The organism is Shigella sp. FC1567 (assembly GCF_001743015.1).
Taxonomy (GTDB): Bacteria; Pseudomonadota; Gammaproteobacteria; order Enterobacterales; family Enterobacteriaceae; genus Escherichia; species Escherichia coli.
In genome coordinates, this window is the sequence record NZ_MIIV01000222.1 from 40,445 (window position 1) to 58,334 (window position 17,890).

Here is a 17,890-nt window from a genome sequence, read left to right on the forward strand (position 1 = left end):
TCTCCATACATCAAAAAAAATCCCGATCTTCTGACCGGGATTTTCAACATCAACGGGAACTTGATTACGGCAGAATTGACGGCTGATCCGCCCCTTCTTTTTCCACTTTCTGCTGCAACATGTGTTCGCGCTTCATACCCAGTTTCAGAGCCAACGCAGATGCCACATAGATGGAAGATGCAGTACCGATGGAAACACCGATAAGCATGGTCAGCGAGAAGCCTTCCAGTACCGGACCACCGAAGAGGTACAGCATCAGGATAACCATCAAGGTAGTACCGGATGTGATCAAGGTACGGTGCAGCGTCTGGGTCAAGGACACGTTAAAGATTTCGTAAGGCGTACCGCGACGGATCTTGCGGAAGTTTTCACGAATACGGTCCGATACCACGATACTGTCGTTAAGCGAGTAACCGATAACCGACATCAACGATGCCACAATGGTCAGGTCAATCTCGATATGGAATAACGACAAAATACCCAGCGTAATGATAACGTCGTGCGCCAGCGCAATAACAACCCCTGCCGCCAGTCGCCACTCAAAGCGAAAACCTACGTACACAAGGATAGACAGCAGCGCCGCCATCAACGCCATCGCACCGGTTTGCGTAAGGTCTGCCCCCACGCTCGGACCGACGAACTCAATACGCTTCACTGCTGCATTCTGATTGGTGGATTCGTTAATCACCTTCAGAACCTGGCTGCCCAGCACCTGACCGCCGGTTTCGCCTTCAGCAGGCGGCATACGGACCATGATGTCGTGGCTGCTACCAAAGTTTTGCAGCATTGGCTCTTCAAAACCGGCTTTTTGCAATGCATCACGCATTACGTCAATTTCAGCCGGTTTTTCGAGCGTAATTTCGATAACCGTACCACCGGTGAAATCCAGCCCCCAGTTAAAGCCGCGCACGCCCATAATAACGATAGCGGCGATTAACAGCAGACCAGAGATGCCGAAAGCCCAGTAGTCCCAGCGCATAAAGTCATAGACTTTACGGCCGTGGTTTAGTTGTTCAACAGTATATTCCTGTGCCACATCGCACTCCTCAGATTGACAGCTTCTTGACGCGCTTGCCGCCATATAGCAGGTTTACGATGGCACGCGTACCGACAATCGCGGTAAACATCGACGTCGCCACACCGATACCGGTAGTAATCGCGAACCCTTTAATTGCCCCGGTACCCACTGCGTACAGGATGATGACTTTAATCAGCGTGGTGATGTTCGCATCGAAGATAGAACTGAATGCGCCACGATAACCTTCATCAATTGCCTGTTGAACAGTACGTCCGTTGCTCAACTCTTCTTTAATACGTTCGTTGATCAGTACGTTCGCATCGACCGCCACCGCAAGGGTTAAGACGATACCCGCGATACCTGGCATACTCAGCGTTGCGCCTGGCAACAGCGACATAATGCCGACGATTAAGATCAAGTTGGCAATCAGAGCACTGGTCGCAATCAGACCAAACTTCTTATAGAAGATGATCATGAACAGAATAGAAACCAGCAGACCGGCAAGGCAAGCCTCCAGCCCCTGTTCAATGTTCTGCATACCCAGGGTTGGGCCAATGGTACGTTCTTCAACAATCTGAATCGGCGCGATCAACGCACCGGCACGCAGCAGCAGTGACAGCTGACGGGCTTCGTTCGGGTTGTTGATGCCGGTGATACGGAAGCTGTTACCCAGACGAGACTGGATGTTGGCGATGTTAATCACCTCTTCCTGTTTCACCAGAACCGCACGACCATTTGCATCTTTCTTACCGCTGTCTTTGTACTCCACAAACAGGGTTGCCATCGGTTTGCCGATGTTGTCCTTAGTGAAGTTAGACATGATGTTACCACCAGCGCTATCGAGCGAGATGTTAACCTGCGGTTGGTTGTATTCGTCCTGGCTGGAAGTGGAGTCGGTGATATGGTCACCGGTCAGAATTACGCGTTTGTACAGCACAACTGGCTGACCTTCGCGGGTCTGTTTCACTTCAGAGTCGCCCGGTACGCGACCGGATGCCGCAGCGGCCTGGTCAACGTTGGTGTTTACCAGACGGAATTCCAGCGTTGCCGTCGCACCCAGAATCTCTTTCGCACGCGCAGTGTCCTGAATACCTGGCAGTTCAACAACGATACGGTCAGCACCCTGACGCTGAACCACCGGCTCCGCTACGCCAAGTTGGTTTACACGGTTACGCAGGATATTGATGTTCTGCTGCACCGCATATTCACGCGCTTCACTCAGACGAGCATCGCTCATTACCGCACGCAGCTGGTTGCTGCCCTGGCTACTAATCACCAGGTCCGGATGGCGCTTGCTCAGATACGCAATGGCTTCATCACGAGCTTTAGCATCGCGGAAAGTAATGCTCAGGCCGTAGTTGTTTTCTTTACGAACGGTGGTATACGGGATGCCCTTTTCACGCAGATCGCTGCGCAGGCTATCGATATTTTGTTCCTGGAGTTTGCCAAGCGCGGTGTCCATATCCACTTCCATCAGGAAGTGAACGCCGCCACGCAGGTCAAGGCCGAGCTTCATCGGCTCAGCGTGAATAGCTGCCAGCCAGCGCGGCGTTGCCGGGGCAAGGTTAAGCGCCACGACGTATTTGTCACCCATAACGCCCATTAATGCTTCACGAGCGCGCAGCTGGGTGTCAGTGGAGTCGAAGCGCGCAAGAATAGCGCCCTCTTCCAGTGCCACAGACTTAGCAGTTATTTTTTCTTCTTGTAACGTTTTCTGGACCTGGATCAGCGTTTGCTCACTGGCGGCGACTCCGCGCGCACCAGTGATCTGAACAGCCGGATCCTCACCAAACAGGTTGGGAAGCGCATACAGCAGACCGATGACAATCACCACGATCAGCATGACGTACTTCCACAAAGGATAACGGTTTAACACGGCAATTCCCTTAGGGAAAAATTTTAATTACAGCGCCTTCATGGTGCCTTTCGGCAGGACGGCAGCTACGAAGTCACGTTTAATAACTACTTCAGTGGTGTCATTCAGCGCGATAGCAATGTAGCCGTTTTCCGCTACTTTGGTTACGCGACCAACCAGGCCACCGTTCGTCAGAACTTCATCACCTTTGGCAATGGAGTCCATCAGCTTTTTGTGTTCTTTGGTGCGCTTCTGCTGTGGACGCAGGATCATGAAATAGAAAATCAGACCGAATACCACCAGCATCAAAATCAAAGACATCGGGCTACCTTGCGCCGGTGCACCCGTTGCCGCTACCGCATCAGAAATAAAAAAGCTCATTAAATTTCCCTCATTATTAATATTAATCAACGTTCAAAGGTGGTACTTCTCGCCCCTGACGCTGGTAAAAATCAGTTACGAAGCTCTCTAATTTACCCTCTTCAATAGCCTTGCGTAAACCCGCCATCAAACGCTGGTAGTAACGAAGGTTATGAATGGTGTTGAGTCGCGCGCCTAATATTTCGTTGCAACGGTCAAGATGATGCAAGTAAGCGCGTGAATAATTGCGACAGGTGTAGCAATCACACTCAGGATCGAGTGGGCCAGTATCGCTCTTATACTTCGCATTGCGGATTTTCACCACGCCATCGGTCACGAACAAATGACCATTTCGGGCGTTGCGGGTTGGCATTACGCAGTCAAACATATCGATACCACGACGTACGCCTTCAACCAGGTCTTCTGGTTTACCAACGCCCATCAGGTAACGCGGTTTGTCTGCCGGAATTTGCGGGCATACATGCTCCAGAATGCGGTGCATATCTGCTTTCGGCTCACCCACAGCCAGACCGCCGACAGCGTAGCCATCAAAACCGATATCTACCAGACCTTTAACAGAAATATCACGTAAATCTTCGTAAACGCTGCCCTGAATGATACCAAACAGCGCATTTTTGTTTCCGAGACTGTCAAAACGCTCACGGCTACGCTTCGCCCAACGCAGAGACATCTCCATGGAGCGTTTTGCGTAATCCCAGTCAGCAGGATACGGCGTACACTCATCAAAGATCATGACGATATCCGAACCAAGATCGTACTGAATCTCCATTGATTTTTCAGGATCGAGGAAAATCGGATCGCCGTTGATCGGGTTACGGAAGTGCACGCCCTGTTCGGTGATTTTACGAATATCGCCAAGGCTGAAGACCTGGAAGCCCCCGGAGTCGGTGAGGATCGGCCCCTTCCACTGCATAAAATCGTGCAGATCGCCGTGCAGTTTCATGATTTCCTGGCCCGGGCGCAGCCACAGGTGGAAGGTGTTGCCGAGGATAATTTGCGCGCCAGTGGCTTCAACTTCTTCCGGCGTCATCCCTTTTACGGTGCCGTAGGTGCCAACAGGCATAAAACAAGGCGTTTCCACTACGCCACGATCAAAGACCAGGCGGCCACGGCGTGCGCGACCGTCGGTGGTGTCCAGTTCAAATTTCATTTTTTCTCCACTACGTCAGAAAAACAGTCCAACGTTTTAAACCAGCGCCGCGGAATTACTCCCCGACGCGCTCATTAATTGCCTGCGGATTGTACGTAATAAACATCGCATCACCGTAACTAAAAAAGCGATATTTCTCTTCTACCGCTGCTTTATAGGCGTTCATGGTGTGTTGATAACCGGCAAAGGCCGAAACCAGCATAATCAGCGTCGACTCTGGCAAGTGGAAGTTCGTCACCAGCGCATCGACCACTTTGTACTGGAAGCCCGGATAGATAAAGATTTGGGTATCGTCGAAGAACGGTTCAATGAGATCGTTTTTCGCTGCCTGAGCCGCGCTTTCCAGCGAACGTACTGAAGTGGTGCCAACCGCAATCACCCGGTTACCGCGCGCTTTCGCCGCCAGTACCGCGTCTACCACATCCTGCGGTACTTCAGCGTATTCCGAGTGCATGATGTGATCTTCAATGGTGTCGACGCGCACCGGCTGGAAGGTGCCCGCACCAACGTGCAACGTCACAAACGCCATCTCCACGCCTTTGGCGCGCAATTTTTCCAGCAAAGGCTCGTCAAAATGCAGACCAGCGGTCGGGGCTGCAACCGCGCCCGGTTTTTCGCTATAAACGGTTTGATAAAGTTCGCGGTCAGCGTCTTCGTCCGGACGGTCGATATACGGCGGCAGCGGCATATGCCCGATACTGTTGAGGATATCCAGTACCGAACGATCATCATTGAATTCGACTTCAAACAGTGCGCCGTGGCGCGCGGTCATTGTTGCGTTAATACTTTCGTCATCGCCCAGCAGCAGTTCTGCGCCAGGTTTTGGCGCTTTCGAGGCGCGAATATGCGCAAGAATGCGTTTGTCGTCGAGCATCCGCTCAACCAGCACTTCAATCTTGCCGCCGCTGGCTTTACGCCCAAACAGGCGCGCCGGGATCACGCGAGTATTATTAAAAACCAGAAGATCGCCGGGGTTGAGCTTATCGAGTAAATCGGTGAAAGTACCGTGCGTCAGCGCGCCCGTAGGCCCGTCCAGCGACAGTAAACGACAGCTACTGCGTTCAGGCATGGGGTAGTGGGCAATCAGGGATTCGGGCAATTCAAAGAAGAAATCGGTAACGCGCATGACACTGACTCAGACTAAAATAAGAGGCGGGTAGTCTAGTGCCGGGGCGCTCTCCCTGCAACCTTTACCCCCCTTTGGATAGAATATAATCGATGAATTTTTTAGCTCACCTGCATTTAGCCCATCTCGCGGAAAGCTCGCTTTCCGGCAATTTACTGGCTGATTTCGTACGCGGAAATCCTGAAGAAAGTTTTCCGCCCGACGTCGTGGCTGGCATTCATATGCATCGACGTATCGACGTATTGACTGACAATCTGCCGGAAGTCCGCGAAGCACGGGAGTGGTTTCGTCGTGAAACGCGCCGCGTTGCGCCTATTACGCTGGATGTCATGTGGGATCACTTTCTTTCCCGCCACTGGTCGCAGCTGTCGCCGGACTTTCCGCTACAGGAATTTATCTGTTATGCCCGCAAGCAAGTGATGACGATTTTGCCGGACTCACCGCCACGTTTTATCAATCTAAACAATTACTTGTGGTCAGAGCAGTGGCTGGTGCGCTATCGCGATATGGATTTCATCCAGAACGTGTTAAACGGCATGGCAAGCCGTCGCCCACGTCTGGATGCCCTGCGTGACTCCTGGTACGATTTAAACGCCCATTATACCGCCCTCGGAACCCGCTTCTGGCAGTTTTATCCGCGGATGATGGCGCAGGCGTCACACAAGGCGTTATAAAACGTTAGTTCATCCATACCGTAGCCGAAATGGCAGGCAAAGCCAGAATCCCGTCAGTCAGTTGCCCATGCCCTTCTTTGCATTGCCATTGCACGGCATTGAGAAACGGTGACGCGGGTAGCACCACTTCACAGGCCTCGCCACGGTTGATTGCCACCAGTACACGTTGCTGATTCAGCACGCGGACAAATACCACTACGTTATCTTCCGCATACAGCACCTGACAGCCGCCACGACGCAGCGCCTGACTTTTCTTACGCAGCACAATCATTCGCCGGTACAGCGCGAATAACGCCGTATCCTGCTTTTCCACCTGCCAGGGGAACGGTTTACGGCAAAACGGATCGTTTTTACCATCCAGTCCCACTTCATCACCGTAATAAATGCACGGTACACCAGGCCAGGTGAACAGCCAGACCACCGCCAGCGGCAGGCGCGCAATATCCCGACCGAGCAGCGTTTTAAATCGCGCAGTATCGTGGCTGTCGAGCTGATTAAACATACGTAATTGTTGTTGATGAGAAAGCCCTGCGCGGTAATTATCCATCCAGGCCATACAGGTTTGGGCATCAATTTGCTGCGGATCGTAAGAGATATCGGTATTGGCAAGAAATCCCCACAACGGGAATGTGAAGCCACGATAGTTCATGGCGGCATCTTCCACATCGGCCTGTAACCATTGCCGTGCATCGCCAAAATGTTCGCCGACAATATACGCTTCCGGCTGGGTTTCTTTCGCCGCTTCGGTGATCCCAGCAACGTGCTGCATATTATTGCGCGCCCCACCCGCCTCCCCCAGCATATGCACCACATCCAGCCGCCAGCCGTCCATACTCCACGGCGCTGTCAGCCAATGGCGGACAATACTGTCTTCCCCGCGATAAATTTCATTCACCAGACTTTCCGACTGATAATCCAGCTTCGGCAAGCTGGCATAGCCAAGCCAGTCGAGCGCCGTGCCATCATCACTAAACGAGTACCAGTCGCGCCAGGGCGATTCAGGGTTGTAACAAGCTCCCCCCGTGCCACGATTGTGCCTGTCAAACCAGGCATGGGAATCGCCACTGTGGTTAAACACGCCGTCCAGCACCAGCCGCATTCCCAGCTGCTGCGTATTGTGTCGCAAACGCAGCAACGCCCCATCACCGCCAAACTGCGGATCGACATGGCGATAATCCTCGGTATCGTATTGATGTACGCTGGGAGCTTTAAACACCGGATTGAGATACAGCGCTGTCACGCCAAGCTTTTTCAGATACGGCAGTTTTTCGCTTATCCCGTCCAGATCGCCGCCATAGAACGTTGATCCGCCCGCTTGCGCCGTGACCGGTTCATCCCAGTCACGCAAGATGATCTCTTGTCCGGCTGCATGATGGTAATAGACATGATCCTGTTCAGCTTCACGAGGAAGACTACGCGCAAAACGATCAGGGAAGATCTGATAAAAAATCTGATCCGCAGCCCATTGTGGGCCGATATCCGGTACATCGACGGCAAACTGCTCCAGTCGTGCCGGCGGCATTCGGCTGAAGCCCTGCGGTGACGCCTGGCTGCGGCTGACTGCGCTGCTTATGCATTGGTACTGACATTTCTTCGTTATCGTGTTCTGTACGCAGCATAATGCGCTGCGGTGGGTCTTCGCCCGTCAGCCACAGTGTAATGAGCAGTTGATCTTTGCTTTGTTTAACAAATGGGGGCACCGGCAGGTGCCATGCATTTAACATCATAATTCCCCTGTGATGAAAATCTGATCACCTTGCCATAGCCTAATGCAGGATCACTCATCATCTGAAGGATATTTGGGGGAGGAGGACGGGGGCGGATAACTTCGGAATAGCCGGATCAGGATTTCCTCCTGAACCGGCTTACAGAACGCAAGGATTACTGGTTTTCAGCCAGCTGACGATCGTGGCGACGCTTAAACATCCAGCCAATCAACAGCACAACAATCCACGCGAAACCGACATACAGCGAGATACGCGTATCCGGGTGATAACCAATCAACCCGATAATAAAGAGCAGGAAAATCAGCCCGCCGATGGTCGTTGCTACCCCACCCGGCACTTTAAATTTCAGCGCCTTAACTTCTTCTGGCGGCAAACGGCGACGGAAGGCGATTTGCGACAGCAGGATCATAATCCACACCCATACCGTGGCGAAGGTTGCCAGCGAAGCGATCACCAGGAAGACGTTTTCCGGCATGATGTAGTTCAGATACACCGCAAACAGCAGCGCGGTAGTCATCACCAGCACCGTAACCCACGGAATACCGCGACGCGACGTTTTGCTGAAAATTTTCGGTGCGCTGCCCTGCTCTGCCATACCGTGGAGCATACGGCCTACGCCAAATACGTCACTGTTAATTGCCGACAGCGAAGCGGTCAGCACAACAAAGTTAAGAATGCTGGCGGCAAAGGTAATGCCCATATGCTGGAACGTCAGCACGAACGGGCTACCGGCAGTGCCAACCTGATTCCACGGGTAGATAGACATAATGACGAACAGCGTACCGACGTAGAACACCAGAATACGCATCGGCACGGAGTTAATCGCACGCGGAATCGATTTCTCAGGATCTTTCGCTTCACCGGCGGTAATCCCGATAATTTCGATCCCACCGTAAGCAAACATCACCATTTGCAACGACATTACCATGCCAAGCCAGCCGTTACTGAAGAAGCCGCCGTTGCTCCACAGGTTATGAATACCGGTCGGTTGCCCGCCGTTGCCAATCCCCCAGATGATGATGCCGAAACCGGCGACAATCATGATGATGATGGTGGCGACTTTAAAGAACGAGAACCAGAATTCCAGCTCACCGAATACCTTCACGCTCATCAGGTTTACGGCGCAAATGATCAGCACCACGCTCAGTACCCAAATCCAGTGCGGCACCGTCGGGAACCAGACACCCATATAGATACCAAAAGCGGTCACATCGGCGATGGCGACAATTAGGATTTCAAAGCAGTAGGTCCAGCCGGTAATGTAACCTGCCAGCGGGCCGAGGTTTTCCTGCGCATAACGCGAGAAAGAGCTGGCGGCCGGGTTATGTACCGACATTTCCCCCAGCGCACGCATAATGATATACGCCGCGATACCACCGATAATATAGGCCAACAACACGCTCGGACCGGCCATTTTGATGGCGTCTGCCGAACCGTAAAACAGCCCGGTGCCAATTGCTGAACCCAGTGCCATAAAGCGTATGTGGCGGGTACTTAGCCCACGCTTTAGCTTGTTCTTACTTTCCATCAATTCCTAACCCATCAACACAATAAAAAACCACGGGGCATCGCAGCCCCGTGGTTAAAACAAATGTTCAGTGATTTAGTGAGCGCTGGAGGTCACCTGACGACCTGCCGCGCGATCCCAGATAATGGCCAGAACCACCATCACCACTGTTGGCATTAACCACGCCAGGCCTTGTTCGGCCAGCGGTAAACGCTGCGCCCAGGACGGTAAGATATCGCTGAATGCAGATGCTTTGATCCCGTCGAGAATACCAAAAAGCAGGCTGATAAACATCGGCGGGGCAATCACGCGGGACGAATTATGCCACCATGAGCGTGTAAAACTTAATACAACCAGTGCGATACACGGCGGATAAATAGCGGTCAGCACCGGTACGGAGATCTGGATCAGCTGGCTTAAGCCGAGGTTAGACACCACCATCGAGAAGCCGCCGAGGATAAACACCAGCGTACGATAAGAGAGCGGTACGTACTGGGCAAAGAATTCTGCACAAGCACAGGTCAGGCCAACTGCCGTTACCAGGCAGGCGATGAAGATTAACGCCGCCAGCAGGAAGCTACCGCCGCCGCCAAATGTGTGCTGAACGTAAGCATGCAGAATAGCAGCGCCGTTTGCAGACTGATCGACCAGCGACGCGCTGTCTGAACCCAGACGGAACAGCGCCAGGTACAGCAGAGTCAGACCAACACCCGCCATCAGGCCAGCCCAGACGGTATAACGGGTCAGCAGACGCGCTTCGGTAACGCCACGAGAACGCGCCGCGTTAACAATAACGATACCAAACACCATTGCGCCCAGCGTATCCATGGTCAGATAGCCGTTAACGAAGCCGTTAGAAAACGCAGCGTTTTGATAAGCCTCAGTCGCCGTGCTGATAGAACCCGCCGGCCAGACAATAGCGGCAACAGACAGGATGACCAGCGCGATAATTTTCAGCGGCGCAAGGAAGTTGCCCACGGTATCCAGCAGCTTGCCCGGATAGAGCGAAACCAGAATAACGATAGCGAAATAGACCAGGCTGTAGATAAACAGCGGCAGCGCGGAATCACCCGTCAGCGGCGCAATCCCCACTTCAAAGGAAACGGTAGCTGTACGCGGCGTAGCGAAAAGCGGCCCCACCGCCAAGTAACAAACCGTTGCCAGCAGCACGCCAGCGACTTTACCGATTGGCGTGCTGAGGCTGTCAACACCGCCGCCAACTTTTGCCAGCGCCACTACCGTTAATACCGGCAGGCCAACGGCAGTAATGAGGAAGCCGAATGCCGCAGTCCAGACGTGTTCGCCTGCCTGCAAGCCGACCATTGGAGGGAAAATAATGTTACCTGCGCCGACGAACAACGCAAATGTCATAAAGCCCAGAGCGATGATATCGCGCGATCTTAATTGATGGGTCATAAATCATACTGCCTGTGGATGTGGTGTTGTAACGTTAAATTTTTGTGCCAATCCCTGGGGATGATACAGCGGTATATTTAAACAATTTTAGCGGGAAATACTCCCAACCTGGCGCGGCGAAGAATAGTTTTTCGATTTACCGCGTTAATGCAGTCAGTATGACAGCACCTGAAGCGCAATTTAAACGCTTATAACGTTTTAAAGCAAGGAGGGATCTAAAAACCAGAGGTATATAGCGATAAGAAATCACCAACCAGTATAAAACACTATTTCCGTGAAAAAGACATGGCTAATCATGCGAACAAAAAATCACCAACCGTTGTAAAATCTAACGCCCGTATTTTGACTGCAAAGAAAATAAGCCAGCATCGACTGGCTTATGGCAATAAAAGATGACAAAGGCGGATTAATCGCTGTTTTTGGCAATTAAACGTTCCGGGATAACAAAACTGAAACGTGTTCCTTTTCCTACTGTACTCTCAATATTCAGGCGACTTTCGTGATGATTCACAGCATGTTTCACGATCGCTAACCCTAATCCGCTACCGCCGGTTTGCCGGGAACGCGCTTTATCAACGCGATAAAAACGCTCGGTCAGGCGCGGAATATGCTCCGGTGCAATGCCCGGTCCGTTATCTTCAACGCTAAATTCGGCACCGTGCGGCACTCGCTGCCAGCGTACGGTGATATGCGTGCCTTCTGGAGTATGATTCACGGCGTTATAGACCAGGTTCGAAATCGCACTGCGTAGCTGATCTTCGTTGCCAGACACTTTGAGGCCGTTATCTATCTCAAAGGTAAATGTCTGTTTTTTCTGACTCAGAGTCTGAGCCTCGCGCTCAACAACGCGCAGCATCATCGGCACATCAACCTTTTCATTGAGCAATTGCGTCGGCGCGGCTTCAATTTTCGACAGCGTTAGCAACTGCTTCACCAGCCCTTCCATCCGCTGGGTCTGCTCGCGCATGGTGTGCAACGCTTTTTCGCGTACCGCGCCTTCCAGCGGCTGCTCATCCATCATCTCCAGGTAACCCTGTAACACGGTCAATGGCGTACGTAACTCATGGCTCACGTTGGCAAAAAAGTTACGCCGCGCCCCTTCCAGTTGATGCATTTGCGTGACATCACGCGCCACCATCAGCAACTGTTTGTGGGTATAAGGCATGACGCGAATTTCCAGATGCCGCCCGGTGTTGAGCACCAGATTGAGCGGGCGAGAAAAATCACGCGTTTTCAGATATTGCGTAAACTCCGGGTAACGCAGTAGGTTAAGGATGTTCTGCCCGTTATCTTCCGGCCAGCGCAAACCAAGAATTTGTTGCGCCAGACCGTTACACCAGAAAATACCGCCCTCTTCCGTGGTCAGCACCACCGCGTCGGGCAGCGACTCCGCGCCGCTACGAAAGCGTTTAATCAGATTGCCCAGTTCACGGCGGCGTTTTTTATTTCGCAGCTGCATCTGGTGTAAGCCGTATAGTAGCGGTTCCCAGCTACCACGCCCCGGTGGCGGGGTCATACTGCGATCCACCCACAACCACCATGAAAGGCGCAATAAATTCCAGAAATGCCAGATAAGCAGTCCTGTTACCGATGCCAGCAAAAACCAGGGCAGGTAACCAAAAAATGCACCCAGGATGAAAGCCGGGAGGCAACAAAGTAGCAGCTCCAGCACCAGCCTTTTCCACGACAGCCGTTCCAGCACGTAAGATACTCCAGTTAAGAAATCATAAGCCCTGCTCTGCGTCCGATGAGCAAGGCGTTAAAAGCGGGTTGAAAAACGATATCCTGTACCGCGCACGGTCTGCACCATGCGGTCATGCCCGCCGGGCTCCAGTGCTTTACGCAGGCGACGAATGTGGACATCGACCGTGCGGTCTTCCACATACACGTTAGTTCCCCAGACGTGGTTTAACAGCTGCTCGCGGCTGTACACGCGCTCAGGATGCGTCATAAAAAAGTGCAGCAGTTTAAATTCTGTCGGCCCCATCTCCAGCGGCTCTTCGCCCGCCATCACTCGGTGAGATGTCGGGTCGAGACTTAATCCCTGCATCTCAATCACCTCTTCCACCGCCATTGGCGAAATACGGCGCATTACCGCTTTGATTCGCGCCACCAGCTCCTTCGGCGAAAACGGCTTGGTGATATAGTCATCCGCGCCGGTTTCAAGGCCGCGCACGCGATCTTCTTCTTCCCCTCTGGCGGTCAACATCACCACTGGAATATCCCGGGTCATCGACTCGCGCTTGAGGTGTTTGATGAACTGGATACCGGAGCCGCCAGGTAACATCCAGTCAAGGAGAATTAAATCCGGCCAGGGTTCATTCAGTTGATTCACAGCACTGTCATAATCTTCCGCTTCGACCGGCTGAAAGCCATTTTGTTCGAGCACGAAGCAGACCATTTCGCGAATTGGAGCTTCATCTTCTACGACCAGAATACGTCTCGCCATGATTTGCCCTGTTGTAATAAATAGGTTGCGATCATTAATGCGACGTCATTATGCGTCAGATTTATGACAGATTTATGAAAAGCTCGTCGCACATATCTTCAGGTTATTGATTTCCGTGGCGCAGAAAAAAGCAAATGGCACATCTGTTTGGGTATAATCGCGACCATGCTTTTTCGCCAGGGAACCGTTATGCGCATCCTTCACACCTCAGACTGGCATCTCGGCCAGAACTTCTACAGTAAAAGCCGCGAAGCTGAACATCAGGCTTTTCTTGACTGGCTGCTGGAGACAGCACAAACCCATCAGGTGGATGCGATTATTGTTGCTGGTGATGTTTTCGATACCGGCTCGCCGCCCAGTTACGCCCGCACGTTATACAACCGTTTTGTTGTCAATTTACAGCAAACTGGCTGTCATCTGGTGGTACTGGCAGGAAACCATGACTCGGTCGCCACGCTGAATGAATCGCGCGATATCATGGCGTTCCTCAATACAACCGTGGTCGCCAGCGCCGGACATGCGCCGCAAATCTTGCCTCGTCGCGACGGGACGCCAGGCGCAGTGCTGTGCCCCATTCCGTTTTTACGCCCGCGTGACATTATTTCCAGCCAGGCGGGGCTTAACGGTATTGAAAAACAGCAGCATTTACTGGCAGCGATTACCGATTATTACCAACAACACTATGCCGATGCCTGCAAACTGCGCGGCGATCAGCCTCTGCCCATCATCGCCACGGGACATTTAACGACCGTGGGTGCCAGTAAAAGTGACGCCGTGCGTGACATTTATATTGGCACGCTGGACGCGTTTCCGGCACAAAACTTTCCACCAGCCGACTACATCGCGCTCGGGCATATTCACCGCGCACAGATTATTGGCGGCATGGAACATGTTCGCTATTGCGGTTCCCCCATTCCACTGAGTTTTGATGAATGCGGTAAGAGTAAATATGTCCATCTGGTGACATTTTCAAACGGCAAATTAGAGAGCGTGGAAAACCTGAACGTACCGGTAACTCAACCCATGGCGGTGCTGAAAGGCGATCTGGCGTCGATTACCGCACAGCTGGAACAGTGGCGCGATGTATCGCAGGAGCCACCTGTCTGGCTGGATATCGAAATCACTACTGATGAGTATCTGCATGATATTCAGCGCAAAATCCAGGCATTAGCCGAATCATTGCCTGTCGAAGTATTGCTGGTACGTCGGAGTCGTGAACAGCGCGAGCGTGTATTAGCCAGCCAACAGCGTGAAACCCTCAGCGAACTCAGCGTCGAAGAGGTGTTCAATCGCCGTCTGGCACTGGAAGAACTGGATGAATCGCAGCAGCAACGTCTGCAGCATCTTTTCACCACGACGTTGCATACCCTCGCCGGAGAACACGAAGCATGAAAATTCTCAGCCTGCGCCTGAAAAACCTGAACTCATTAAAAGGCGAATGGAAGATTGATTTCACCCGCGAGCCGTTCGCCAGCAACGGGCTGTTTGCCATTACCGGCCCAACCGGTGCGGGGAAAACCACCCTGCTGGACGCCATTTGTCTGGCGCTGTATCACGAAACTCCGCGTCTCTCTAACGTTTCACAATCGCAAAATGATCTCATGACCCGCGATACCGCCGAATGTCTGGCGGAGGTGGAGTTTGAAGTGAAAGGTGAAGCGTACCGTGCATTCTGGAGCCAGAATCGGGCGCGTAACCAACCCGACGGTAATTTGCAGGTGCCACGCGTAGAGCTGGCGCGCTGCGCCGACGGCAAAATTCTCGCCGACAAAGTGAAAGATAAGCTGGAACTGACAGCGACGTTAACCGGGCTGGATTACGGGCGCTTCACCCGTTCGATGCTGCTTTCGCAGGGGCAATTTGCTGCCTTCCTGAATGCCAAACCCAAAGAACGCGCGGAATTGCTCGAGGAGTTAACCGGCACTGAAATCTACGGGCAAATCTCGGCGATGGTTTTTGAGCAGCACAAATCGCCCGCACAGAGCTGGAGAAGCTGCAAGCGCAGGCCAGCGGCGTCGCGTTGCTCACGCCGGAACAAGTGCAATCGCTGACAGCGAGTTTGCAGGTACTTACTGACGAAGAAAAACAGTTACTTACCGCGCAGCAGCAAGAACAACAATCACTAAACTGGTTAACGCGTCTGGACGAATTGCAGCAAGAAGCCAGCCGCCGTCAGCAGGCCTTGCAACAGGCGTTAGCCGAAGAAGAAAAAGCGCAACCTCAACTGGCGGCGCTCAGTCTGGCACAACCGGCACGAAATCTTCGTCCGCACTGGGAACGCATCGCAGAACACAGCGCGGCGCTGGCGCATACTCGCCAGCAGATTGAAGAAGTAAATACTCGCTTACAGAGCACAATGGCGCTTCGCGCGAGCATTCGCCACCACGCGGCGAAGCAGTCAGCAGAATTACAGCAGCAGCAACAAAGCCTGAATACCTGGTTACAGGAACACGACCGCTTCCGTCAGTGGAACAACGAACTGGCGGGTTGGCGTGCGCAGTTCTCCCAACAAACCAGCGATCGCGAGCATCTGCGGCAATGGCAGCAACAGTTAACCCATGCTGAGCAAAAACTTAATGCGCTTGCGGCGATCACGTTGACGTTAACCGCCGATGAAGTTGCTACCGCCCTGGCGCAACATGCTGAGCAACGCCCACTGCGTCAGCGCCTGGTCGCGCTGCATGGGCAGATTGTTCCCCAACAAAAACGTCTGGCGCAGTTAATGGTCACTATCCAGAATGGATCTCTGGAACAGACGCAACGTAATGTCGCACTTAACGAAATGCGCCAGCGTTATAAAGAAAAGACGCAGCAACTTGCCGATGTGAAAACCATTTGCGAGCAGGAAGCGCGCATCAAAACGCTGGAAGCCCAGCGTGCACAGTTACAGGCGGGTCAGCCTTGTCCACTTTGTGGTTCCACCAGCCACCCGGCGGTCAAGGCGTATCAGGCGCTGGAGCCTGGTGTTAATCAGTCTCGATTACTGGCGCTGGAAAACGAAGTTAAAAAGCTCGGCGAAGAAGGTGCGGCGCTGCGCGGGCAACTGGATGCATTAACGAAGCAGCTTCAGCGCGATGAAAACGAAGCGCAAAGCCTCCGACAAGATGAGCAAGCACTTACTCAACAATGGCAAGCCGTCACGGCCAGCCTCAATATCACCTTGCAGCCACAGGACGATATTCAACCGTGGCTGGATGCACAAGATGAGCACAAACGCCAGCTGCGGTTACTCAGCCAACGACATGAATTACAAGGGCAGATTGCCGCGCATAATCAGCAAATTATCCAGTATCAACAGCAAATTGAACAACGCCAGCAGCAGCTCTTAACGGCATTGGCGGGTTATGCACTGACATTGCCACAGGAAGATGAAGAAGAGAGCTGGTTGGCGACACGTCAGCAAGAAGCGCAGAGCTGGCAGCAACGCCAGAACGAATTAACCACGCTGCAAAACCGTATTCAGCAGCTGACGCCGATTCTGGAAACGTTGCCGCAAAGTGATGATCTCCCGCACAGCGAAGAAACTGTGGCGCTGGATAACTGGCGGCAGGTTCATGAACAATGTCTCGCATTACACAGCCAGCAGCAGACGTTACAGCAACAGGATGTTCTGGCGGCGCAAAGTCTGCAAAAAGCCCAGGCGCAGTTTGACACCGCGCTACAGGCCAGCGTCTTTGACGATCAGCAGGCGTTCCTTGCGGCGCTAATGGATGAACAAACACTAACGCAGCTGGAACAGCTCAAGCAGAATCTGGAAAACCAGCGCCGTCAGGCGCAAACGCTGGTCACTCAGACAGCAGAAACGCTGGCACAGCATCAACAACACCGACCTGACGGGTTGGCTCTCACTGTGACGGTGGAGCAGATTCAGCAAGAGTTAGCGCAAACTCACCAAAAGTTGCGTGAAAACACCACGAGTCAAGGCGAGATTCGCCAGCAGCTGAAGCAGGATGCAGATAACCGTCAGCAACAACAAACCTTAATGCAGCAAATTGCTCAAATGACGCAGCAGGTTGAGGACTGGGGATATCTGAATTCGCTAATAGGTTCCAAAGAGGGCGATAAATTCCGCAAGTTTGCCCAGGGGCTGACGCTGGATAATTTAGTCCATCTCGCTAATCAGCAACTTACCCGGCTGCACGGGCGCTATCTGTTACAGCGCAAAGCCAGCGAGGCGCTGGAAGTCGAGGTTGTTGATACCTGGCAGGCAGATGCGGTACGCGATACCCGTACCCTTTCCGGCGGCGAAAGTTTCCTCGTTAGTCTGGCGCTGGCGCTGGCGCTTTCGGATCTGGTCAGCCATAAAACACGTATTGACTCGCTGTTCCTTGATGAAGGTTTTGGCACGCTGGATAGCGAAACGCTGGATACCGCCCTTGATGCGCTGGATGCCCTGAACGCCAGTGGCAAAACCATCGGTGTGATTAGCCACGTAGAAGCGATGAAAGAGCGTATTCCGGTGCAGATCAAAGTGAAAAAGATCAACGGCCTGGGCTACAGCAAACTGGAAAGTACGTTTGCAGTGAAATAACTATTCAGCAGGATAATGAATACAGAGGGGCGAATTATCTCTTGGCCTTGCTGGTC

At 52.7% G+C, this 17,890-nt stretch carries 11 protein-coding genes and 2 pseudogenes; 3 read left to right on the forward strand and 10 right to left on the reverse strand.

The genetic code is table 11. The features are described 5' to 3' along the window. Positions 1 to 64: 64 nt before the first annotated feature. From secF to queA, 5 genes are read right to left on the reverse strand one after another with little or no spacing between them, the layout of a single operon-like run. Entirely contained in the window at positions 65 to 1,036 is a 972-nt protein-coding gene (secF, locus tag BHE85_RS13835) for a protein translocase subunit SecF (protein ID WP_000046645.1), read from the reverse strand. A 10-nt stretch (positions 1,037 to 1,046) separates the two neighbouring features. Further along, positions 1,047 to 2,894 carry a protein translocase subunit SecD gene (secD, locus tag BHE85_RS13840; protein ID WP_000934822.1) on the reverse strand — a complete coding sequence of 616 codons (1,848 nt, stop codon included), beginning with the start codon at positions 2,892 to 2,894 and terminating at the stop codon, positions 1,047 to 1,049. Positions 2,895 to 2,921: 27 nt separating this feature from the next. After that, on the reverse strand, positions 2,922 to 3,254 hold the full coding sequence (yajC, locus tag BHE85_RS13845; RefSeq protein ID WP_000007629.1) for a preprotein translocase subunit YajC: 333 nt from the start codon (positions 3,252 to 3,254) through the stop codon (positions 2,922 to 2,924). Positions 3,255 to 3,276: 22 nt separating this feature from the next. Then, entirely contained in the window at positions 3,277 to 4,404 is a 1,128-nt protein-coding gene (tgt, locus tag BHE85_RS13850; protein WP_000667319.1) for a tRNA guanosine(34) transglycosylase Tgt, read from the reverse strand. A 55-nt stretch (positions 4,405 to 4,459) separates the two neighbouring features. Further along, positions 4,460 to 5,530, reverse strand: a complete 1,071-nt coding sequence (queA, locus tag BHE85_RS13855) for a tRNA preQ1(34) S-adenosylmethionine ribosyltransferase-isomerase QueA (protein WP_001266475.1) — start codon at positions 5,528 to 5,530, stop codon at positions 4,460 to 4,462. Between the two features lie 92 nt (positions 5,531 to 5,622). Between queA and acpH the strand changes: the two genes are divergently transcribed. Further along, the gene (gene acpH / locus BHE85_RS13860; RefSeq protein ID WP_001009876.1) at positions 5,623 to 6,204 is read left to right on the forward strand and encodes an ACP phosphodiesterase; all 582 of its coding nucleotides are present in this window, start codon (positions 5,623 to 5,625) and stop codon (positions 6,202 to 6,204) included. A 4-nt stretch (positions 6,205 to 6,208) separates the two neighbouring features. On the opposite strand, the pseudogene malZ reads toward acpH, so the two are convergent. From malZ to phoB, 5 genes and pseudogenes are all read right to left on the reverse strand, one after another. After that, positions 6,209 to 7,931 (reverse strand): annotated as a pseudogene (malZ, locus tag BHE85_RS13865) (maltodextrin glucosidase). Positions 7,932 to 8,085: 154 nt separating this feature from the next. Then, a complete protein-coding gene (gene proY / locus BHE85_RS13870; protein ID WP_001295329.1) occupies positions 8,086 to 9,459 on the reverse strand; it encodes a proline-specific permease ProY in 1,374 nt (457 codons plus the stop codon). 75 nt (positions 9,460 to 9,534) lie between these two features. Then, positions 9,535 to 10,854, reverse strand: coding sequence for a branched-chain amino acid transporter carrier protein BrnQ (gene brnQ / locus BHE85_RS13875; RefSeq protein WP_000149639.1), 1,320 nt, complete (start codon positions 10,852 to 10,854; stop codon positions 9,535 to 9,537). A 406-nt stretch (positions 10,855 to 11,260) separates the two neighbouring features. Further along, on the reverse strand, positions 11,261 to 12,556 hold the full coding sequence (gene phoR / locus BHE85_RS13880) for a phosphate regulon sensor histidine kinase PhoR (protein WP_000893611.1): 1,296 nt from the start codon (positions 12,554 to 12,556) through the stop codon (positions 11,261 to 11,263). A gap of 57 nt (positions 12,557 to 12,613) precedes the next feature. Beyond that, the gene (gene phoB / locus BHE85_RS13885; RefSeq protein WP_000113933.1) at positions 12,614 to 13,303 is read right to left on the reverse strand and encodes a phosphate response regulator transcription factor PhoB; all 690 of its coding nucleotides are present in this window, start codon (positions 13,301 to 13,303) and stop codon (positions 12,614 to 12,616) included. Positions 13,304 to 13,492: 189 nt separating this feature from the next. Between phoB and sbcD the strand changes: the two genes are divergently transcribed. After that, entirely contained in the window at positions 13,493 to 14,695 is a 1,203-nt protein-coding gene (gene sbcD, locus BHE85_RS13890) for an exonuclease subunit SbcD (protein ID WP_001221303.1), read from the forward strand. After that, positions 14,692 to 17,834 (forward strand): annotated as a pseudogene (gene sbcC / locus BHE85_RS13895) (exonuclease subunit SbcC). The gene sbcD and the pseudogene sbcC overlap by 4 nt, the downstream one beginning before the upstream one ends. Positions 17,835 to 17,890 lie beyond the last annotated feature (56 nt).